The sequence below is a fragment of the Halomonas ventosae genome (genome assembly GCF_004361885.1).
Lineage (GTDB): Bacteria > Pseudomonadota > Gammaproteobacteria > Pseudomonadales > Halomonadaceae > Halomonas > Halomonas ventosae_C.
In genome coordinates this window covers 12432-31908 of record NZ_SNWH01000001.1, presented here as the reverse complement: position 1 = coordinate 31908, position 19477 = coordinate 12432, and the positions used below count along the sequence as shown (strand labels likewise).

Below are 19477 nucleotides of genomic sequence, written 5' to 3'. Positions count from 1 at the left end.
GTCGCCACGCCGACTGCTATACTGAGCCTATTATTCACCGTCAGAGGAAGACCCCGATGGCCAGTCATGCGCCGCGCACCAGCGAATCCACTCAGCAGCTCAAGGAGGATCTGCAGCATCTCACCCAGACCCTCGAGGAGCTCGTCAACGCCACCGCTGACGACTCACGTAGCAATATCAAGGAGCTACGCACACGGGCGGAAAAACGCCTCAAGGATACCCGAGAGCGTCTCGAAGCCCGTGGAGAGCGTCTCTATGACGAGGCCCGCGACAGCGTCACCCAGCAGGCCGACGCCTGCGACCGTTACGTCCACAACAACCCCTGGACCAGCATCGGCATTGGGGCCGGTGTCGGCGTCGTCATCGGCATGCTGATCGGCCGGCGCTGATGGGAGCGAGCCAGGGACCCGCAGAACGCCTCTTCACGGCCACCCAGCGGCTGATCGTCAGCCTGCTGGCGATCGGCGAGACGCGTCTGCGCCTCGCCGTGGTGGAGATCGAGGAAGAGCGGGCGCGACTGGTCACCCTGTCGATACTGGCCGGGCTCGCTCTCGTTCTGGTTCTACTGGGGATCGGTACCCTGACCGCTCTGGTAGTGGTCATCTTCTGGGAAACTCATCGGCTGATGGCCATCGGTGTCAGTGGTCTGGTGCTGCTGAGCCTGGGCCTGATTCTGATCCTCTGGATCATGCGCCTGGCACGACGGCGAATCCTGCTGGCCAGCACCCTTAAGCACCTGGCCACCGATCGTGAGCTGATGGAGATGTCACGTGACAGGTCCTGAGACCCATAAGACCCTCTCTCGGTCCGCTCATCTGGATAATTCGGCGGCCAGCCTCGCCTTACGCAAGGCCCAACTCGAGGCCTCCATCGAGCAGGAGCGTGTCGACATCATGGTCGAGACCAGCCGCTGGCGCGATGCCAGCCGTCCCATAGACGACGGCTGGCATTTCATCATGCGCTTCAGGATCCCCCTCTACATTGCCGGTGGCGCACTGCTGGTCAAGGGCGCTCGACATCCCTCGGCACTGATCCGACTGGCAAGACGACTGGCGACCGGAAGAGTGCTGGTGAGCCAGGCACAGCGACTGCTGGATGGCCGATGAGGAATCGCGGCTCCCTGAAACGAATCGAGGCCGGCCATTGATATTGCCAGCCATTGAGGAGCCCGCCGCGACCATCGTCTCCGGTTGCCGCGGGTGGTGAACTTCCGGCGACGCAGAGAGCACCCTGCCGCTAGAGCGCGTTACCGCAGGCCACGCCGGAGGCCCAGGCCCACTGAAAATTGTGACCGCCGAGCTCACCGGTGACGTCCAGCACCTCGCCGATAAAGCGAAGCTGCGGCAGCTCCTGTACCGAGAAGTCCTTCGATGAGACGGCCCGCGTCTCCACACCTCCCATTGTTACCTCGGCGGTCCTCCAGCCCTCGGTGCCGGCGGGCTTGATCCGCCAGGCCTGGAGAACCTCGGCCCAGGCCTCCAGGCGGGCATTGCTGCACTCGGCCAGTACTCCGTCGTCGTCGTGCCACTCGACCAGCGCCCGGGCCAGGCGCTTGGGCAGGTGCTCTCCCAGCCAGCTAGAGAGCCGCCGCCGGGGCGTCTCGCGCCGGGCACGGCACAGCGTCTCGAAGGCATCGCACCCCGGCAGCAGGTCGAGGGACAAGGTGTCCCCGGGCTGCCAGACGCTGGATATCTGCAGCATGGCGGGGCCCGAAAGCCCGCGATGGGTGAAGAGCATCGGCTCGCGGTAGCGCTTCCCGCGGCAGGTCACCGCCACCTCGCAGCTGACCCCGGCCAGCGCCTCGGCCCGCGCCTTCCAGTGGCCGGTGAGGGTGAAGGGCACCAGCGCGGCGCGGGTTTCGGTGACTGCGAGGCCGAACTGGCGGGCGATATCGTAACCCAGGCCGGTGGCGCCCATGGTGGGGATCGAGAGCCCACCACTCGCCACCACCAGGGCCCCGCAGTCGACGGGTCCCAGCGAGGTCATCAGCCGCATGCCCTCCCCGCACCGTTCGACGCCCTCGATGGCGGTCTTCAAGCGGATCTCCACGCCCGCCCAGTCGCACTCGGTGAGCAGCACCCGAAGGATCTCCTTGGAGGAGTCGGCACAGAACAGCTGCCCCGGGGTCTTTTCCACGTACGCCACGCCGTGGCGATCCACCAGTTCGACGAAATGCTCGGGGCGGTAGCGCTTGAGCGCCGAAATGCAGAAAGCGGGATTCTCGGAATAGAAGTTCGCCGGCCCCGAGGCCAGGTGGGTGAAGTTGCAGCGTCCGCCGCCGGACATCAGGATCTTCTTGCCCGCCTTGCTGGCATGGTCGACCACCAGCACCCGCCGCCCGGCGTAGCCGGCGGTCAGCGCGCACATCAGCCCGGCGGCACCGGCGCCGATCACTACCACATCGTATGTCACGACCTTACTCTCCCGAGGGGAATCGATCCAGGCCGCGCATTCTAGCAGTCCGTCGCCGCGTCGCCGACCGGTGTCGCGGCGGCACCAGGCCGCCTTCCAGACTTCCCAAAACTGTACATGTCTTGTGCATTTAAAAGACCCTCGAACGCTTGTGCAATATTGTCACACTCTTCCCTTCCCAGGCGTTTAGGCTTCAGGGAAGCGACCCGACGGACCGGGCGCCCGCTCATCGCTCACCGAGAACAACACCCCTATGATCCCATCGCGACCTCGCCTGCTGCTGCTAGGCCTGGCAGCCTTGATGTTTGCCCCGCTGCTCGCCGCCCAGCAGCCTACCGCAGTGATTGCCGCCCGGGTCAGTCTGGCGGCCTGGTCCGACCCCCTCGAGGCCCTGGGCACCCTGCACGCCGACGAGAGCGTGACGCTCTCGGCCACCGTCACCGATACCATCCGCGAGCTGAACTTCCGCGATGGAGAAACCGTCACGGCCGGTCAGCTGCTGGTGCGACTGGCCGATGACGAGGCTCAGGCCGACGTGCGCGCGGCCCAGGCACTGCGCGACGAGCGTCGCAATGCGGTGAACCGCCTGGCCCAGCTGCAGGATCGCAACCTCGCGCCACGGGCGGACGTGGAGGATGCCTGGGCACGGTTGCGCCAGGCCGAGGCGCAGGTCCAGGCCCTGGAGGCGCGGCTGGCCGACTACCGTATCTATGCTCCCTTCAACGGCGTGGTGGGCTTTCGCAATCTCAGCGTCGGGGCGCTCGTCTCGCCGGGCACGGCGCTGGTCACCCTCGACAAACTGGACATCATGAAGCTCGACTTCACCCTGCCCGAGCGCGCCCTGGGACAGGTGACGCCCGGCCTGCCACTGACGGCGGTCAGCGATGCCTTCCCCGACGCCAGCTTCGCCGGCGAGATTGCCACCATCGGTGCGCGGATCGATCCGGTGAGCCGCAGCATCATGGTGCGTGCCGTACTCGATAACCCCGAGCTGCGCCTGCGACCCGGGATGCTGATGCGAGTCGTGGTCGAACGCGCCCCGCGCGAGACCCTGGTGATGCCCGAGTCGGCCCTGATTCCCCAGGGCGAACGCCAGTTCGTGCTGGTGCTGGATGAGTCGGACCAGTACCGGGTCGATCGGCGCCAGGTAGTGATCGGTGCTCGACGCGAGGGCGAGGTGGAAGTGCTCGAGGGGCTCGAGGCCGGAGAGCTGGTGGTGGCCCATGGCACCGAGCGGGTGCGCGACGGCCAGCCGACCCGCCTGCTGGGCATTCTCGACGACGACACCAGCATCCCCGAGCTGCTGCGCCGCGGGCGTGGCGATGCGGCGGACAACGGCTGATGCGCCTCTCCGACGTCTCCGTCCAGCGGCCGGTCCTGGCGGTGGTGCTGGCGGCCCTGATCGTGGCCTTCGGGCTGCTCGCCCTGCAGCGCCTGCCGCTGCAGGAGTATCCCTCCATTGATCCACCGGTGGTTGGCATCGACACCCGCTACCCGGGTGCTTCGGCCAGCGTGGTCGAGACACGCATCACCCAGGTGCTGGAGGATCGCATCTCCGGCGTCTCCGGCATCGAGGTGATCTCCTCCTCCAGCGAAGACGGCCGCTCCAGCATCCGCGTGGAGTTCGCCCTGGACATGGACATCGACGCGGCCGCCAACGACATCCGTGACCGCATCTCGGGGTCGCTGGACAACCTGCCCGAGGAGGCGGACCCGCCGGAGGTGCAGAAGGCCGATTCCAGCTCCGAGGTGGTGATCTGGCTGTCGCTGTCCGGCGCGGGTTTCTCCATGGCCGAACTCACCGACTACGCCAACCGCTATCTGGTGGACCGCTTCTCGGTGCTGCCCGGGGTCTCCCAGGTACGCATCGGCGGAGGGCGCGAGTACGCCATGCGGGTATGGCTGAATGCCGATGCCCTGGCGGCCCGTGGCCTCACCGCCGGCGATGTGGAGGATGCGCTGCGCCTTGAGAACATCGAACTGCCCGGCGGGGCCATCGAGTCCCGGGAGCGCCAGTTCATCGTGCGCCTGCCGCGCAACTTCGCCACCCCCGCGGATTTCCGTAGCCTGGTGCTCGCCCAGGGCAGCGACGGCTACCTGGTGCGGCTGGGCGACGTGGCCCGGGTGGAGATCGGTGCCGTGGAGGAGCGCACCCTCTTCCGCGGCAACGGTATCCCCATGGTGGGCCTGGGGATGATAAAGCAATCCACCGCCAACGTGCTGGAGATCTCCAAGGGAGTGAAGGCCGAGATGGCGCGCGTGCAGAACAGCCTCCCCGAGGGCATGTCACTGTCGCTGAACTTCGATTCCTCGGTATTCGTCTCCGGCGCCATCGCCCAGGTGGTGCAGACCTTGTTCATCACCATGGGCCTGGTGGTGGTGGCGATCTTCCTGTTCCTTGGCAACCTGCGTACTACCCTGATCCCGGCCGTCACGGTGCCCATCGCCCTGATCGGCACCTTCGCCGCCCTGGCGGTGATGGGCTTCACCCTCAACCTGCTGACCCTGCTCGCGCTGGTGCTGGCCATCGGGCTGATCGTCGACGATGCCATCGTAGTGCTGGAGAACATCCACCGGCGCATGCATGACCATGGCGAAACATCGCTGGTGGCGTCTTTCCGTGGCACCCGCCAGATCGCCTTTGCGGTGATCGCCACGACCCTGGTGCTGATCGCGGTGTTCGTGCCGCTGAGCTTCCTGCAGGGCGACATCGGCCGGCTGTTCTCCGAGTTCGCCCTGACCCTCGCCGCGGCCGTGGCCATCTCCAGCCTGCTGGCGCTGACCCTGACGCCGATGATGGCCTCCAAGCTCCTCAAGGCCGACATGCACGAGGGGCGCCTGGCCCACGGCGTGCAATCGATCCTGGAGCGCACGCGCGGCCTCTACCGCCGCTTGCTCGAGCGGGTCCTCAGGCTACGCCTGCTGGTGCTGGTGCTGTTCCTCGGCATCGTCGGCGGCATGCTATGGCTCAACGGCGAGCTGCCCAATGAGTACACTCCCCGGGAGGATCGTGGCAACTTCTGGGTACTGGTCAACGGCCCACCGGGCGCCACCTACGATTACATGCTCGACTACATGGACGAGATCGAGGCGCGGCTGCTGCCCATGGTAGAGGCCGGCGAGATCGAGCGCGTGGTGGTCCGCGCGCCACGCGGCTGGGGCAATATCGAGAACTTCAACAGCGGCTTCGTGATCGTCAATCTGGCCGACTGGGGCAGCCGTCGCTCGGCCTGGGCGATCATGGATCAGATTCGCCAGACGCTCGGCGACCTGCCCGGTGTGCGCGCCTTCCCGGTGATGCGCCAGGGCTTCGGGTCGAGCGTCGAGAAGCCCGTGCAGTTCGTGCTGGGTGGCGGCAGCTATGAGCAACTGGCCGAGTGGCGCGATATGCTGATGGCGCATATCCGCGCGGACAACCCCCACCTAGCCGCCCTTGACAGCGACTACGAGGAGAATCAGCCGCAACTGCGGGTGGACATCGACTACACCCGGGCCGCCGCCCTGGGGGTCACCATCACCGAGATCGGCCGAACCCTGGAGACGCTGCTCGGTGGGCGCAGGGTGACCCGCTACGTGGACGACGGCGAGGAGTACGACGTGATCCTCGAGGGGGAACCCGGTGCGCGGCCCACTCCTTCCACCCTGGGGAGCCTGCGGGTCCGCTCGCAGCGTACCGGCCAGCTCATCCCGCTGGGCAATCTGGTGACACTGCACGACTTCGCCGGGCCTAGCACGCTGAATCGCTTCAACCGCGTGCGTGCCATCACCCTGCAGGCCGACCTTGAAGACGGCTATCCGCTTGGCGAGGCTCTAGCGTACCTGGAGGCGAGCGTCGACGAGCTCCTTCCTCCCGAGGCCAAGACCGACTTCAAGGGCGCCTCCCGAGACTATCAGGAGGCCAGCGGGGCTACCGGCTTCCTGCTGGGCCTGGGCATCCTGGTGGTCTTCCTGGTGCTGGCCGGACAATTCGAGAGCTTCGTGCATCCTTTCGTGATCATGCTCAGCGTTCCCCTGGCGATCTGCGGTGCCCTGCTGGGGCTCTACCTGACGGGACAATCGCTCAACATCTACAGCCAGGTGGGGCTGGTGATGCTGGTGGGGCTTGCCGCCAAGAACGGCATCCTGATCGTGGAGTTCGCCAACCAGCTGCGCGACCAGGACGTGGCCTTCCACGAGGCACTGGTGGAGGCCGCGGTGACGCGGTTGCGCCCCATCGTGATGACCGCGGCCACCACGATGGCCGGTGCGGTACCGCTGATCGTCTCCAGCGGCGCCGGCGCCGAGACCCGGCTAGTGATCGGCACCGTGATCCTCTGCGGCCTGGCCGCTGCCACCCTCTTCACGCTGTTCGTGGTCCCGGTCGCCTACGACCTGCTGGCGCGACGCACCGGCTCACCGGGCGACGTGGCTCGCCGCCTGGAACGCGAAATGGGCGACACGCCCGCCGACTACTGAGCGGGCGATAGCGAGTTGCCGCGGCAGTCGCCGATGCGCTGCCCCTGCAGGGTGGTGGTCATGTGCAGCTCGCCTGCGGACGAGGCGACCAGGATGTCGACGTTGCCCTCGACACGCTCGCCGAGGAAGTCCATGCGACCAACGATATCGGCCTCGCCGCCCTCGGCCCGGCAAACCATGCGGTAGTCCAGGCCGTCGACCGTGACCGCGTGCTCGAGCAGCTCGCAGCCTTCCTCCTCCTCGATGAAGCTGAATGCCTCGTCATTGATATCGCCCTGGGCGATGCACTCCTGGTGAGTCTTGGTCTGATCAGGGATCGGCAGGTCACCCTGCACCGAAGTAATACGGGTGAATTCCCACTGGCCCGGCGCAATGTTGGGCGGCTCGGCGACGGCTAATGGCGGCAACGCCAGCAGCAAACCGGCAAGAAAGGGGCGAAACGTCATGGGGACTTCTCCCTGCGGTGGATGGCATGCCACAGCCTCGGCATGAGGCCCAAGCATAGTCCAATCGACGATTATCCCCAATCCGACCCCGATCGGGACAGGCGATGGCGCGGGGTCGTGATCAAACGAACACCTTGTCGCAGTCATCCTTGTGCGTCGGCTTGTTTGCTACAGTGTGGCGACCAGGGCACGGCACTGCCAGGCCGAGTCACGATGCCACGGCGGCTTTGTCGCCCAAGTCAACGATCAAGTGGCGGCCATTCAGCGCGTCAACCGTCATCAACACGAGCTATCAACACAATTTATCAACCCAAGGAGACGCCAATCATGAAGGTTGCTTTTATCGGTCTAGGCATCATGGGCAGTCGAATGGCCCGCAACCTGCTCAACGACCCTTCGCTGACTGTCACCGTGTTCAACCGATCTGACGAGCCCGTCAGAGCGCTGGAGAAGGCCGGGGCCCAGCGTGCTGACTCGGCCGCCGAAGCCGTCGCCAACGCCGATGTGGTGTATACCATGCTGGCTTCACCGGAGGTCGTCGAGGAGGTGGCATTCGGCAAGCAGGGGTTCGTCGCTGCCATGGCCCCCAACGCTCTCTGGGTCAACTGCTCGACCGTCAATCCCTCCTTTACGCGATACTGCGCGGACAGGGCCAACACGGCCGGAATCCGCTTTATCGACGGCCCGGTGGCCGGCACCAGAATGCCTGCCGAAACCGGGGAGCTGACATTCCTGCTCGGTGGCGAGGCCGCCGATATCGACAGCGCGCGCTCGCAACTGGAACAGATGGGCAGCAAGATCCTGCACGTCGGGCCCGCCGGGCAGGGCAGCGCGTTCAAGATGCTGGTCAATGCCCTGCTCGCGCAAAGCATGCTGGCGTATTCAGAAACGGCCCTGCTGGGCGAAAAGTTAGGCTTCAGCCGTGAGTTCCTGATGGACACCCTGCCAGAGCTGCCGGTGTCCGCGCCATTTTTGAAAGGCAAGGCGCAACTGATCAGGGATCGTGACTACGAGGCCCAGTTTCCGCTCGAGTTGATGCACAAGGATCTCCATCTGCTGGACCTGACTGCCTATGAAGAGAACCAGCCGTTGTTCCTGGCGAGCCTGGCCAAGGCGGTCTATGGTCGCGCGACGGCCCACGGACGCGGTCGGGATGACTTTGCCGCCATCTACGACTTTCTCGATGGCCAGCAGTCCGGATGATCCCCGCACGTGCAAAACACCTGCCCGGCATGCGAGAGAAGATGCTCGAGGCGGCATTCGCCCCGCCTCTGACGCATGGCCACACGGCCTTGGCTCGGCGGCCCCGAGCTCCATCCTGCCAGTCGCGCTAGGATGGGAGCCACCAACGCTCATCACCGGAGAAATCGCAAATGAACGACGAGGCCTTTCAACAGAGTGTTCGCAAGCTGCTGAAGACTGTAGGCGTCACCACCCAGCAGGAGATCGAGAAGGCCGTGCGACATGCGCTCGCCGAGGGGCATCTCAAGGGCCACGAGACGCTGCCAGCACGGGTCACCGTAGAGGTAGACGGCCTGAGCCTGGCACTCGACTTCGAGGGAGACATCACCCTTGAGTAACGCGCCGATGATCCATGTCACGGGGCTTTCCAAGACCTTCGCCGATGGCTTCGAGGCGCTGGTGGATATCGACCTGACGATCCAGCGGGGCGAGATCTTCGCCCTGCTCGGCCCCAATGGGGCCGGCAAGACGACCCTGATCAGCGTGATCTGCGGTCTGGTTAACGCCAGCCGCGGCCGGGTTCTGGTTGACGGTCACGACAACGTCCGCGATTACCGCACCGCGCGGTCGATGATCGGCCTAGTGCCACAGGAGCTGACCAGCGAGGCCTTTACCACGGTATGGGACACGGTGAGCTTCAGCCGCGGCTTGTTCGGCAAGCCAAAGGACCCAGCGCACATCGAGAAGGTGCTGCGCTCTCTCACCCTGTGGGAGAAACGCCACAACCGGCTGCTGGAGCTCTCGGGTGGCATGAAGCGGCGGGTACTGATCGCCAAGGCGCTCTCCCACGAACCGCAGGTACTGTTCCTGGACGAGCCCACCGCGGGCGTGGACGTGGAACTGCGCCGCGAGATGTGGCAGGTGGTCCGCGGGCTGCGCGACCAGGGGGTGACCATCATTCTCACCACCCACTACATCGAGGAGGCTGAGGAGATGGCCGACCGCATCGGGGTGATTCGCCGCGGCGAGATTGTGCTGGTGGAGAACACCCATGCGCTGATGCGCAAGCTCGGCAGCAAGGAGCTGACCCTTCACCTCCACGAGCCGCTGGAAACGGTGCCGGAGTCGCTGGCGGGCCACGGCCTGGCACTTGCCGACGACGGGCATGCGCTGGTCTACAGCTACGATACCGCCCGCCAGGAAGAGGGGTCGACGATCTCGGGACTGCTGGCCGACATCGAGGCAGTGGGGCTACGGGTCAAGGACTTGCACACACGCCAGAGCTCGCTGGAGGATATCTTCGTCAGCCTGGTTCAGGAGCGTCACTAAGCATGAAGCGTTTTAACCTGCAATCCGCCAAGACCCTCTATCTTGCCGAAATGGCCCGCAGCATGCGCACCGTGCTACAGAGCATCGTGTCGCCGGTGATCTCGACGTCGCTCTACTTCGTGGTATTCGGTGCGGCCATCGGCACCCGCATCAGCGAGGTCAACGGGGTGAGCTACGGCGCCTTCATCGTGCCCGGCCTGATCATGCTGATGCTGCTCACCCAGAGCGTCTCCAACGCCTCCTTCGGCATTTTCTTCCCGCGCTTCTCGGGCTCGATCTACGAGATCCTCTCGGCACCGATGTCCTACGTCGAGGTGATGCTGGGCTACGTGGGTGCGGCGGCGACCAAGTCGCTGATCCTCGGCGCCATCGTGCTAGTCACGGCACGGCTGTTCGTGCCCTACTCCATCGATCACCCGTTGATGATGGGGGTGTTCCTGGTACTCACCGCAGTGACCTTCAGCCTGCTGGGGTTCATCATCGGCATCTGGGCCGATGGCTTCGAGAAGCTGCAGCTGGTCCCGCTGCTGGTCATCACCCCGCTGACCTTCCTAGGTGGCACCTTCTACTCGATCGACATGCTGCCGTCCTTCTGGCAGGCGGTAACCCTGGCCAACCCGGTGGTCTACCTGATCAGCGGCTTCCGCTGGAGCTTCTACGGCATCAGCGACGTCAGCCCGCTGGTCAGTCTGGGTGTGATCCTGCTGTTTCTGGTCGCGGCGCTCGCGGTGGTCGGCTGGATCTTCAGGAGTGGCTATCGCCTCAAGCCATAGTCTCAGGCAGTGCTGCAGTGGCCAACCAGACACGGCGAGAGCGGTTCCAGACCCACTCCGGCGCCAAGCAGGCACCCTCGCTACGTGAGACACTCAAAACGTCAGGGCTCAGGCGGGTCAGCCTTCCAGGGCCGCGAGCGCCTCGGGGGTGTCGATATCCTGGTGAATGCCGGGATCGGCAACCGATAGAGTGCGCAGGCTCGCCGGATGGTGGCGCAGCACCGGCTGCCCGCCCGTATCGCCCGCCAGCCGCTCCAGCGCCGGCCAGAAGGCACGGCCGAACAGCACCGGATGCCCCGGTCGCCCCCCCTGACAAGGGCGCAGGATCAGCTCACGGCCGGCCAGATCCCGTAGCCGTCGCAGGGTATCGGGAGCAATCGCGGGCATATCGCCGAGCAGCACCGCCGCCGCCAGGCAGTCAGCCAGCAGCGGGTCGCGCCCCAGGGCCGTGAAGGCATCGGCCAGGCTCGCGCCCAGCCCCGCATCGCCGCCGGGGGCGCGGACGACCCCGAGCGCCGGGTCGACGAGCCCCAGCGCCAGCGGGTCGTCCTCCTCGCGCAGCACCACCCGGACATCCGCGAAGGCCTCCCTCGCCAGCTGGCAACTGCTCGCCAGCAGGTTACGGCCATCAGGCAGGACGGCCCGGCGCTTGTCGGCGCCGCCGAAGCGTCTTGAGCGCCCTGCCGCCATGACCAGGGCGACCAGCGGCTCAGAGGGCATCGCGAGGCCGCCCGCGCTGCACGCGGAGAATATCGGCCATCACCGCCAGGGCGATCTCTGCCGGAGTCTTGCTGCCCAGGGCCAGGCCGATGGGCATCCGGATGCGCCCGATCGCGGCCTCGTCAAGCCCCCCTGAGCGTCGCAGCCGTTCGGCGCGGGCCTGCGAGGTGCGCTGCGAGCCCATCACGCCGATGTAGAAGGCCGGGGTGCGCACCGCCTCGATCATCGCCAGGTCATCGATGCGCGGGTCATGGGTCAGTGCCACGACGGCAGTGGCAGCATGGCAGGCACCCGAGGCGATGAACTGCGAGGGCAGCACCGACTGCAGCTCCACGCCGGCCACCTCGAAGTCGGCTCGCATTTCCTTGCGGGGGTCGCAGACGATCACCTCGAAGCCCAGGCCGCGGGCGAACTCGGCACAGGCCCGTGCCACCGGCGAAATGCCGGCGATGATCAGCCGGGCCGCCGGGCCGATGCGCAGCCGCCATGCACGGCCCTCGGGGTCCAGCTCCACCCGCGCGCCCTGACCGGCATCCTCGCTCAAGTGGAACCGGCCGCCGTCGCGAACCACGTGACGGATCAGCGGCCGGCTTCCCAGCAGGCTGGCCTGGAGCACCTCGAGATGCTCCAGGCTGGCGGGCTCGGGGGGTAGTCGTTCTACCAGTACATCGAGGATGCCGCCGCAGGGCAGGGTCACCCCGGGCGGGTGCGCGTCCTGGGCATCGCCGTAACGGATCTCGCTAATCGGCGCGTCGAAGACGCCGTCGCGCAGCCGGGCCAGGAAGTCCTCCTCCACGCAGCCACCGGACAGCGATCCGACGTGGATACCGTCGCGACGGGCGGCGAGCAGTGAGCCCGGCTCCCGAGGCGAGGAGCCGAAGGTGGAAAGCACCGTGCACAGCCACACCGGCTCACCCTCCCGGACCCAGGTCAACGCCTGCTCGATGACCTGCAGGTCAAGATGCTGCATGCCTAGCTCTCCAGCTGCTTGCCGATCGGCAGGCGCCGGATACGCTGACCGGTGGCGGAGAACAGGGCATTAGCCACCGCCGGGGCGATGGGTGGCACACCCGGCTCGCCGACGCCGGTGGGCGGCTTGCTTGACGGTACGATATGCACCTCGATGGTCGGCATCTCGTGGATGCGCAGCACCTTGTAGTCATCGAAGTTGCCCTGCTGGACTTCTCCCTGCTTGAGGGTGATCTCGCCGCGCATGGCCGCAGAGAGACCGAAGCCGATACCGCCCTCCATCTGCGCGCGGATCACATCCGGATTGACCGCCACGCCACAGTCCACCGCGCACACCACCCGGTCGACCCGGTAGCTGCCATCACCCTTTACGGTGACCTCGGCCACCTGTGCCACGTAGGAAGAGAAGCTCTCATGCACAGCCACGCCGCGCCCGCGTCGCTCGCCCTCGCCACCCTCGGCCAGCGGCTTATTCCAGCCAGCCTTTTCGGCAGCCAGTTCCAGCACGCCGCGGTGGCGTGGATGCTCGGCGAGCAGCGCACGCCGGAAGGCGACAGGATCCTTGCCGGCAGCTGCCGCGGCTTCGTCCACCAGGCTCTCGGTGGAAAAGGCGGTATGTGAGTGGCCCACGGAGCGCCACCACTGCACCGGTACCGCGATGTCTTCGGGGATATGCAGTTCCACCTGCAGATTGGCGACGTCATAGGGCAGGTTGGCCGCGCCCTCCACGGAAGTCGGGTCAATCCCGTCCTCGACCATGAAGCTCTCCATGGGGGTGCCTGTCATGATCGACTGGCCGACCAGCCGCTGGTGCCAGGCGACGAGCCGGCCCTCCTTATCAAGAGCCAACCGCCCGCGGTGGAAATTCATCGGCCGATAGTGGCCACCTTGGGTGTCGTCCTCACGCATCCAGACCATCTTGATCGGCGCCTGGATGCCCTGCTCCCTGGCCGCCATGGCGATCGCCACCGCCTCGAGGACATAGTCGGAGTGCGGGTTGGCCCGACGCCCGAAGCTGCCGCCGGCATAAAGCTGGGTCAGGCTGACTTGCTGTGGTTCGATGCCCAGCAGTTCAGCCACGGCCTGCTGGTCCATGGTCTGCCACTGCTCGCCGTTCCAGATGTCACAGCGCTTCTCGCCCAGCTTGACCAGGCAGTTGAGCGGCTCCATGGCCGCGTGGGCCAGATAGGGGAACTCGTAGTCGGCCTCGATCAGCGTGGCCGATTCCTTGAGGGCGGCCTCGGTGTCGCCACGTTGGGTAGCGATTGTGCCCGACTGTTCGGCAAGCTTGCGGTAGCGCGCCATGATCTCGTCGCTGCCCAGGTCGAAAGCTTTGCTTTCGTCCCACTCCAGCTTCAAGGCATCGCGCCCCTGGCTGGCCGCCCAGGTGTTCTCCGCCAGCACTGCTACCCCCTCGAAGCGCCGGTTTCCACCGGCGAAGCGCACTACCCCGACGACGCCGGGAACCTCAAGGGCCTGGCTGTCGTCGACACTGCTCAGGGTAGCGCCGAAGCGGTGCGGGTGGGCCGGTACCGCCATGAGCATACCGGGCAGGGTCATGTCCTGGGTAAAGACGGCGCTGCCGTCGGTCTTGGCCGGGCTATCCTGGCGCGGGAGTGCCTGCTTGCCGATCAGGGTGAAGTCCTCGGGCGCCTTCAACGAGACGGTTTCCGGTACCGGACGCTCGCCGGCGGCCTTGGCCAACTCGCCGAAGCCTGCCTCGCGCCCGCTCTGGGCATGGCTCACTACCCCTTCGCTGACGCTCAGTGTGTCGGCCGCGACGCCCCAGCGCTCGGCGGCGGCCGCCACCAGCATGGCACGCGCTGTAGCGCCCGCCTGGCGCATCTGCTCCCAGGAGTTGGCCATCGCCGTACTGCCGCCGGTGCCCTGTAGACCAAAGGCCAGGTTCTTGTAACGCTCGGTATCCGCCGGGGCTCCCTCCACGCTTACGCGGCGCCAGTCGGCATCCATCTCATCGGCCACCAGGGTGGCAAGGCCTGTGTAGGTGCCCTGCCCCATCTCCAGGTGCTTGGCGACCACGACGACACTGCCGTCGCTGGCGACCCGCACGAAGGCATTGGGGGCAAAAATATCATCCTGCTCAGCGCGTTCCTCGGCGGCAAGACGGCCGGCCGAGGAAGCCAGTGGCGCCAGGTAGAGCCCCAGCGCCAGGCCGGCACTGCCGGCCAGGAACTGACGACGGCTGACATTGACGACGACGGCCCGCTCGGGGGCGGCCGATGTCTCGCCACGACGTGCCAGCCACTTATCAATACCCTTCTCGATACCCATCAGGAGACCTCCTTGGCCAGGCGCCCTGCGGCGTTGTGGATTGCGGCGCGGATGCGCACATAGGTGGCGCAGCGGCAGATATTGCCTTGCATGGCACTATCGACGTCGGCATCACTGGGGTTGGCATTGTTGCTTAGCAGCGCCGTGGCCGACATAATCTGGCCCGACTGGCAGTAGCCGCACTGCACCACGTCAAGCTCCCGCCAGGCTGTCTGCACGGCCTGACCGACCTCGTCTTCGGCGATAGCTTCGATGGTGGTGATGGGCCGCCCCTTGGCCGCCGATACCGGGGTAATGCAGGAGCGGGTCGGCTGGCCGTCCAAATGCACGGTACAGGCCCCGCATAGCCCCTTGCCGCAACCGAACTTGGTGCCGGTAAACCCGACGACGTCGCGCAACGCCCATAGTAGCGGCATGTTTTCCGGCACCTCGAGCTCTCGCTCGCTGCCGTTGATCGTCAGCTTGACCATCCCTCACCTCTCTTCTTTGATTCATCGGTCTTCTTTGATTCATCGGAAAGCGGTTAGCGATCTTGTCATCCCGCTCCGCTCGCTAGGGCACTAAGGTTTACTATAGCAAAGCACACTAAAGCACACTAACGACCCACCGCCATCCTGACTCGAGCACCGAATGTCCCAGCCCCCCGATCCACGAATCCTGCTGCGCCTGCTCGGCCTGCTGTGCCCCTACCGTGGGCGACTGCTGCTGGCGGGACTCGCGCTGCTGCTGGCGGCGTCCAGCGTGCTGCTGCTGGGTCAGGGCCTGCGCCTGGTCATCGACCAGGGCTTCCTGGCCGAGGATCGCACACGACTCAACCAGGCCTTGGGACTGATGCTCGCAGTGGTGGCGGTACTGGCGATGGCCTCGGCGCTGCGCTATTACCTGGTCACCTGGATCGGCGAACGGTTGGCCGCCGACCTGCGACGCCAGGTTTTCGATCACCTGCTCGACCTCGAGCCCGGCTTTTTCGAGAGCAGTGCCGGAGAAAGCGGCGGCGCCGGGGAGATCACCTCGCGACTCACGGCAGACACCAGCGTGCTGCAGAGCCTGTTCGGCTCGTCGATCTCGCTGGCGCTGCGAAATCTGCTGATGCTGATCGGCGCGGTGGCGCTGATGCTGGTGACCCAGCCGTGGCTCTCGGCCATCGTGCTGGTGGGTATCCCCGCCACGGTCCTGCCGATCCTCTGGTTCGGGCGCCGGGTGCGGCGCCTCTCGCGCTTCAGCCAGGACCGCGTAGCAGAGCTCGGCCGCTATGCTGGCGAGGCCCTGGCCGGTATCCGTACCGTGCAGGCCTTCACCCACGAAACACAGGATCGCCAGGCCTACGGGGCACGGGTCGAGGACGCCTTCGCCACTGCTGTGGCGCGAACCCGCCAGCGTGCCTGGCTGACCGGCATCGCCATGCTGGCGGTGTTCGCCGCGGTCGGCGTGATGCTCTGGCAGGGCGGCCAGGCGGTGCTGGCGGGCCGCATGAGCGCCGGCGAGCTCTCAGCGTTCGTCTTCTACGCGGTGCTGGCAGCGGGCGCCGTGGCCACGCTGGCCGAGGTGGCCGGCGATGTCCAGCGCGGCGCCGGGGCCGCCGAGCGCCTGCTCGAGCTGCTCGAGGCATGCCCGGTGATTCGCGCGCCCGCGCATCCCGTGCCACTGCCCAGACCGCTTGCTGGCGCGATCCACCTGGAAGATGTGAGCTTCACCTATCCCGGCCGCGATTCACCGGCGCTTCAGGCCGTTGATCTGGAAATCTGCCCGGGCGAGCGGGTGGCGCTGGTGGGCCCCTCCGGGGCCGGCAAGAGCACCCTGCTCGCCCTGTTGCTGCGCTTCCATGACCCGGACCTGGGCATCCTGCGCCTCGACGGCATCGACCTGCGCGACCTGGCCCCACGTGAACTGCGCGCGGCGCTGGGCCTGGTGGCCCAGGAGCCGGTGCTCTTCACCGGCAGCGTGGCCGAGAACCTGCGCTTCGCCCGCCCCACGGCCAGCCTCGAGGAACTGCGCCGGGCCACCCGGGATGCCAATGCCCTGGCCTTCATCGAGACCCTGCCGCGAGGGTTCGACACCTCGCTCGGCCCCGGCGGCGTGCAGCTCTCCGGCGGCCAGCGCCAGCGCCTGGCCATCGCCCGAGCGCTACTCAAGGAGCCACGGGTGCTGCTGCTCGACGAGGCCACCAGTGCCCTGGACGCGCAGAGCGAGCGGCTGGTGCAGCAGGCCCTGGAGCGGCTGATGGTGGGCCGCACCAGCCTGGTCATCGCCCATCGCCTGGCCACCGTGGTCGCCGCCGACCGCCTGCTGGTGATGGACCAGGGACGGCTGGTGGCCAGCGGCCGCCACGCTGAGCTACTCGAATCGAGCCCGCTCTACCGCCACCTGGCCGAATTGCAGTTCGGGCGCCATCCGGCGGGCGGCTTGGCTAACTCCCCTTCCCTCCCCTGATGCCCTGCCGGCTCAGAACAGGCCCAGCTGGCGGTCGATCAGGCTTTCGAAGTCGTCGCCGACGATGGCAGCGCCTCGGCGCGGTAGCGCCCTGGGAGGCACTCGGCCAGGGGCGCATGGTGGCTGATCACCACCCGACCGTTGTCCAGCAGGTGAATGCCGAGCCGTGCAGCCTCGGCGGCCAGTTCTCGGCGCAGCTCGGGCATGGCGGTGCCGTAGAACTCGTGGTTGCCAGGGACATAGAGGATCGGAGTGCCGGCAAAGCGCTCCGCTGCCCAGCCGAGCCGTTGGAGGCCGGCATGGATGTCGCCGGGAGGCCTAGCGCCCGGATCGGGGCAATAATTTGTCGCCATCGCCGCCCTTCCGTACACTCGTTTGACTCTTCCCGATCTGCGATCTGCCGAGGCGCGACCCATGGCGTTTAATTCCACTTCCACCTACGTGGCCACCGAGGCCCTCAAGCAGGCAGTCAACGCCGCCGTGACCCTGGAGCGACCGCTGCTGATCAAGGGCGAGCCGGGCACCGGTAAGACGCTGCTCGCCGAGGAGTTGGCGGCCTCGCTGGGCACACGGCTGCACACCTGGCACATCAAGTCCTCCACCAAGGCCGCCCAGGGGCTCTACGAGTACGACGCGGTGAGCCGCCTGCGCGACTCCCAGCTGGGCGTCGAGGGCGTGGAGAACGTCGCCAACTACATCCGGCCCGGCAAGCTGTGGGAGGCCTTCACCGCGGATGAGCGGGTGGTGCTGCTGATCGACGAAATTGACAAGGCGGACATCGAATTTCCCAACGACCTGCTCCAGGAGCTGGATCGCATGGAGTTCCATGTCTATGAAACCGGCGAGACCATTCGTGCCCGCCACCGCCCGATCATCGTCATCACCTCCAACAACGAGAAGGAGCTGCCCGACGCCTTCCTGCGCCGCTGCTTCTTCCACTATATCGAGTTTCCCGACCGCGAGACCATGGCCGCGATCGTCGACGTGCACTTCCCGGAGATCGCCCCGAAGCTGGTCGGCGAGGCACTCGAGGTGTTCTTCGACCTGCGCCAGGCGCCGGGCCTGAAGAAGAAGCCCTCGACCTCGGAGCTGGTGGACTGGCTGAAGCTGCTGATGAGTGATGAGCTGGCCCGGGAGGCGCTCTACCAGCGCGATCCTACCAGGGCGATCCCGCCGCTGGCCGGGGCACTGGTCAAGAATGAGCAGGATACGCAGTTACTGGAACGGCTAGCCTTCATGATCCGCCGGCAGGGCAACCCGAGGCGCTGATCCATGTTCATCGGCCTGTTCGAAACCCTCAAGCGCCACGGCGTGCCGGTGTCGCTGCGCGAGCTGCTCGACCTCCACGCGGTGGTGGAGCGCGGCGTGGTGTTCGCCGACATGCAGGCCTTCTACCAGCTGGCGCGCACGGTGATGGTCAAGGACGAGCGCCACTTCGACCGCTTCGATCGCGCCTTCGCCGCCTGGTTCGAGGGGATGGAGAGCCTGGACGCCGCCATCGAGGCACTGATTCCCGACGACTGGCTGCGCCGCGAGTTCGAGAAGCGGCTCTCCGCGGAGGAGAAGGCCCAGATCGAGTCGCTGGGCGGGCTCGAGACGTTGATCGAGACCTTCAAGCAGCGCCTCGAGGAGCAGCAGGAGCGCCATGCCGGCGGCAACAAGTGGATCGGCACCGGCGGCACCAGCCCCTTCGGCGCCTACGGCTACAACCCCGAGGGGATCCGCATCGGCCAGGAGGGCTCGCGCCATCGCCGGGCGGTGAAGGTGTGGGACGAGCGGCGCTTCCGCGACTACGACGACTCCCTGGAGCTGGGCACCCGCAACATCAAGATGGCGCTGCGCCGGCTGCGCAAGTTTGCTCGCCAGGGGGCCTCGGAGGAGTTCGACGTCGACGCCACCATCCGCGAGACGGCTCGCGACGCTGGCCTGCTCAACGTACGGATGCGCCCCGAGCGCCACAACGCGGTGAAGGTACTGCTGCTGCTCGACGTGGGCGGCTCCATGGACGACCACATCCGCACCTGCGAGGAGCTCTTCTCGGCGGCGCGCTCGGAGTTCAAGCACCTGGAGGCCTACTACTTCCACAACTGTCTGTACGAGGGGCTGTGGCGCAGCAATTCTCATCACCGGGCCCGTCGCTTCGACGAGCGCATCCCGACTCTGGATGTGCTGCACACCTTTGGTTCCGACTATCAGGTGGTGATCGTCGGCGATGCCGCCATGTCGCCTTACGAAATTACCCATCCCGGCGGCAGCGTCGAGCACTTCAACGACGAGCCCGGCGCGATGTGGCTCAGGCGCCTGGTCGACACGTTCCCGCGCCTGGCCTGGCTCAACCCCATGCCGCGGCGCGCCTGGGAGGTCACCCACTCCACCCGGCTGATCCGCGAGCTGATCGACGATCGCATGTACTCCATGACCCTGGAGGGGCTGGAGAGCGCCATGCGGGAACTGGCTCGGTAGGCGCAT

General features: G+C 66.5%; 19 protein-coding genes. 12 read left to right on the top strand and 7 right to left on the bottom strand.

What is annotated here, in order from left to right; genetic code table 11:
• Positions 1 to 56: 56 nt before the first annotated feature.
• Genes DFO68_RS00155 through DFO68_RS00145 form a run of 3 tightly spaced genes read left to right on the top strand, consistent with a single transcriptional unit; the run spans position 57 to position 1106 of the window.
• Positions 57 to 389 (top strand): DUF883 family protein, encoded by a 333-nt coding sequence (locus tag DFO68_RS00155; protein WP_133480875.1) that lies wholly within the window; start codon positions 57 to 59, stop codon positions 387 to 389.
• Positions 389 to 784, top strand: a complete 396-nt coding sequence (locus DFO68_RS00150; protein WP_133480873.1) for a phage holin family protein — start codon at positions 389 to 391, stop codon at positions 782 to 784. Before DFO68_RS00155 ends, DFO68_RS00150 begins: the two co-directional genes overlap by 1 nt.
• Positions 771 to 1106, top strand: a complete 336-nt coding sequence (locus DFO68_RS00145; RefSeq protein WP_133480871.1) for a YqjK-like family protein — start codon at positions 771 to 773, stop codon at positions 1104 to 1106. Before DFO68_RS00150 ends, DFO68_RS00145 begins: the two co-directional genes overlap by 14 nt.
• Before the next feature lie 130 nt (positions 1107 to 1236).
• Here DFO68_RS00145 and DFO68_RS00140 read toward each other — a convergent pair whose 3' ends face one another.
• On the bottom strand, positions 1237 to 2412 hold the full coding sequence (locus DFO68_RS00140) for an NAD(P)/FAD-dependent oxidoreductase (RefSeq protein ID WP_133480869.1): 1176 nt from the start codon (positions 2410 to 2412) through the stop codon (positions 1237 to 1239).
• Positions 2413 to 2665: 253 nt separating this feature from the next.
• Between DFO68_RS00140 and DFO68_RS00135 the strand changes: the two genes are divergently transcribed.
• Positions 2666 to 3754 (top strand): efflux RND transporter periplasmic adaptor subunit, encoded by a 1089-nt coding sequence (locus DFO68_RS00135; protein WP_133480867.1) that lies wholly within the window; start codon positions 2666 to 2668, stop codon positions 3752 to 3754.
• Positions 3754 to 6867 carry an efflux RND transporter permease subunit gene (locus DFO68_RS00130; protein WP_133480865.1) on the top strand — a complete coding sequence of 1038 codons (3114 nt, stop codon included), beginning with the start codon at positions 3754 to 3756 and terminating at the stop codon, positions 6865 to 6867. Before DFO68_RS00135 ends, DFO68_RS00130 begins: the two co-directional genes overlap by 1 nt.
• Here the strand turns inward: DFO68_RS00130 and DFO68_RS00125 are convergent.
• Positions 6861 to 7313, bottom strand: a complete 453-nt coding sequence (locus DFO68_RS00125) for a DUF3617 domain-containing protein (protein ID WP_133480863.1) — start codon at positions 7311 to 7313, stop codon at positions 6861 to 6863. The genes DFO68_RS00130 and DFO68_RS00125 overlap by 7 nt on opposite strands.
• A gap of 327 nt (positions 7314 to 7640) precedes the next feature.
• On the opposite strand from DFO68_RS00125, the gene DFO68_RS00120 reads away from it, so the two are divergent.
• The 4 genes from DFO68_RS00120 to DFO68_RS00105 all read left to right on the top strand — a co-directional run bounded on the left by DFO68_RS00120 (position 7641) and on the right by DFO68_RS00105 (position 10597).
• A complete protein-coding gene (locus DFO68_RS00120; RefSeq protein WP_133480861.1) occupies positions 7641 to 8516 on the top strand; it encodes an NAD(P)-dependent oxidoreductase in 876 nt (291 codons plus the stop codon).
• A 170-nt stretch (positions 8517 to 8686) separates the two neighbouring features.
• Positions 8687 to 8893, top strand: a complete 207-nt coding sequence (locus DFO68_RS00115; RefSeq protein ID WP_133480859.1) for a DUF6494 family protein — start codon at positions 8687 to 8689, stop codon at positions 8891 to 8893.
• Positions 8894 to 8900: 7 nt separating this feature from the next.
• On the top strand, positions 8901 to 9824 hold the full coding sequence (locus tag DFO68_RS00110; RefSeq protein ID WP_133481474.1) for an ABC transporter ATP-binding protein: 924 nt from the start codon (positions 8901 to 8903) through the stop codon (positions 9822 to 9824).
• A gap of 2 nt (positions 9825 to 9826) precedes the next feature.
• The gene (locus tag DFO68_RS00105; protein WP_133480857.1) at positions 9827 to 10597 is read left to right on the top strand and encodes an ABC transporter permease; all 771 of its coding nucleotides are present in this window, start codon (positions 9827 to 9829) and stop codon (positions 10595 to 10597) included.
• Positions 10598 to 10714: 117 nt separating this feature from the next.
• On the opposite strand, the gene DFO68_RS00100 is transcribed toward DFO68_RS00105, so the two are convergent.
• From DFO68_RS00100 to DFO68_RS00085, 4 genes are read right to left on the bottom strand one after another with little or no spacing between them, the layout of a single operon-like run.
• Positions 10715 to 11317: a nucleotidyltransferase family protein gene (locus DFO68_RS00100; protein ID WP_133480855.1), complete on the bottom strand. Its 603-nt coding sequence runs from the start codon at positions 11315 to 11317 to the stop codon at positions 10715 to 10717.
• Positions 11307 to 12287, bottom strand: a complete 981-nt coding sequence (locus DFO68_RS00095; RefSeq protein ID WP_133480853.1) for an XdhC family protein — start codon at positions 12285 to 12287, stop codon at positions 11307 to 11309. Before DFO68_RS00095 ends, DFO68_RS00100 begins: the two co-directional genes overlap by 11 nt.
• A 2-nt stretch (positions 12288 to 12289) precedes the next feature.
• Positions 12290 to 14578: a xanthine dehydrogenase family protein molybdopterin-binding subunit gene (locus DFO68_RS00090; RefSeq protein WP_133480851.1), complete on the bottom strand. Its 2289-nt coding sequence runs from the start codon at positions 14576 to 14578 to the stop codon at positions 12290 to 12292.
• Positions 14578 to 15048, bottom strand: coding sequence for a (2Fe-2S)-binding protein (locus DFO68_RS00085; RefSeq protein WP_133480849.1), 471 nt, complete (start codon positions 15046 to 15048; stop codon positions 14578 to 14580). Before DFO68_RS00085 ends, DFO68_RS00090 begins: the two co-directional genes overlap by 1 nt.
• 160 nt (positions 15049 to 15208) lie before the next feature.
• On the opposite strand from DFO68_RS00085, the gene DFO68_RS00080 reads away from it, so the two are divergent.
• The gene (locus DFO68_RS00080; RefSeq protein WP_133480847.1) at positions 15209 to 17008 is read left to right on the top strand and encodes an ABC transporter transmembrane domain-containing protein; all 1800 of its coding nucleotides are present in this window, start codon (positions 15209 to 15211) and stop codon (positions 17006 to 17008) included.
• Between the two features lie 38 nt (positions 17009 to 17046).
• Here the strand turns inward: DFO68_RS00080 and DFO68_RS00075 are convergent, their stop codons facing one another.
• Positions 17047 to 17361 (bottom strand): hypothetical protein, encoded by a 315-nt coding sequence (locus DFO68_RS00075; protein WP_208107318.1) that lies wholly within the window; start codon positions 17359 to 17361, stop codon positions 17047 to 17049.
• 61 nt (positions 17362 to 17422) lie between these two features.
• Here DFO68_RS00075 and DFO68_RS00070 point away from each other — a divergent pair, with 61 nt between their 5' ends.
• On the top strand, positions 17423 to 18277 hold the full coding sequence (locus DFO68_RS00070; RefSeq protein WP_133480845.1) for an AAA family ATPase: 855 nt from the start codon (positions 17423 to 17425) through the stop codon (positions 18275 to 18277).
• Positions 18278 to 18280: 3 nt separating this feature from the next.
• Positions 18281 to 19471 carry a vWA domain-containing protein gene (locus tag DFO68_RS00065; RefSeq protein ID WP_133480843.1) on the top strand — a complete coding sequence of 397 codons (1191 nt, stop codon included), beginning with the start codon at positions 18281 to 18283 and terminating at the stop codon, positions 19469 to 19471.
• Positions 19472 to 19477: the final 6 nt, after the last annotated feature.

Excerpts from the sequence above, each read along its gene's own strand:
- DFO68_RS00155 (WP_133480875.1), top strand. The coding sequence starts at position 57 with ATGGCCAGTCATGCGCCGCGCACCAGCGAATCCACTCAGCAGCTCAAG.
- DFO68_RS00150 (WP_133480873.1), top strand. The coding sequence starts at position 389 with ATGGGAGCGAGCCAGGGACCCGCAGAACGCCTCTTCACGGCCACCCAG.
- DFO68_RS00135 (WP_133480867.1), top strand. The coding sequence starts at position 2,666 with ATGATCCCATCGCGACCTCGCCTGCTGCTGCTAGGCCTGGCAGCCTTG.
- DFO68_RS00130 (WP_133480865.1), top strand. The coding sequence starts at position 3,754 with ATGCGCCTCTCCGACGTCTCCGTCCAGCGGCCGGTCCTGGCGGTGGTG.
- DFO68_RS00125 (WP_133480863.1), bottom strand. The coding sequence starts at position 7,313 with ATGACGTTTCGCCCCTTTCTTGCCGGTTTGCTGCTGGCGTTGCCGCCA.
- DFO68_RS00120 (WP_133480861.1), top strand. The coding sequence starts at position 7,641 with ATGAAGGTTGCTTTTATCGGTCTAGGCATCATGGGCAGTCGAATGGCC.
- DFO68_RS00115 (WP_133480859.1), top strand. The coding sequence starts at position 8,687 with ATGAACGACGAGGCCTTTCAACAGAGTGTTCGCAAGCTGCTGAAGACT.
- DFO68_RS00110 (WP_133481474.1), top strand. The coding sequence starts at position 8,901 with ATGATCCATGTCACGGGGCTTTCCAAGACCTTCGCCGATGGCTTCGAG.
- DFO68_RS00105 (WP_133480857.1), top strand. The coding sequence starts at position 9,827 with ATGAAGCGTTTTAACCTGCAATCCGCCAAGACCCTCTATCTTGCCGAA.
- DFO68_RS00100 (WP_133480855.1), bottom strand. The coding sequence starts at position 11,317 with ATGCCCTCTGAGCCGCTGGTCGCCCTGGTCATGGCGGCAGGGCGCTCA.
- DFO68_RS00095 (WP_133480853.1), bottom strand. The coding sequence starts at position 12,287 with ATGCAGCATCTTGACCTGCAGGTCATCGAGCAGGCGTTGACCTGGGTC.
- DFO68_RS00090 (WP_133480851.1), bottom strand. The coding sequence starts at position 14,578 with ATGGGTATCGAGAAGGGTATTGATAAGTGGCTGGCACGTCGTGGCGAG.
- DFO68_RS00085 (WP_133480849.1), bottom strand. The coding sequence starts at position 15,048 with ATGGTCAAGCTGACGATCAACGGCAGCGAGCGAGAGCTCGAGGTGCCG.
- DFO68_RS00080 (WP_133480847.1), top strand. The coding sequence starts at position 15,209 with ATGTCCCAGCCCCCCGATCCACGAATCCTGCTGCGCCTGCTCGGCCTG.
- DFO68_RS00075 (WP_208107318.1), bottom strand. The coding sequence starts at position 17,361 with ATGGCGACAAATTATTGCCCCGATCCGGGCGCTAGGCCTCCCGGCGAC.
- DFO68_RS00070 (WP_133480845.1), top strand. The coding sequence starts at position 17,423 with ATGGCGTTTAATTCCACTTCCACCTACGTGGCCACCGAGGCCCTCAAG.
- DFO68_RS00065 (WP_133480843.1), top strand. The coding sequence starts at position 18,281 with ATGTTCATCGGCCTGTTCGAAACCCTCAAGCGCCACGGCGTGCCGGTG.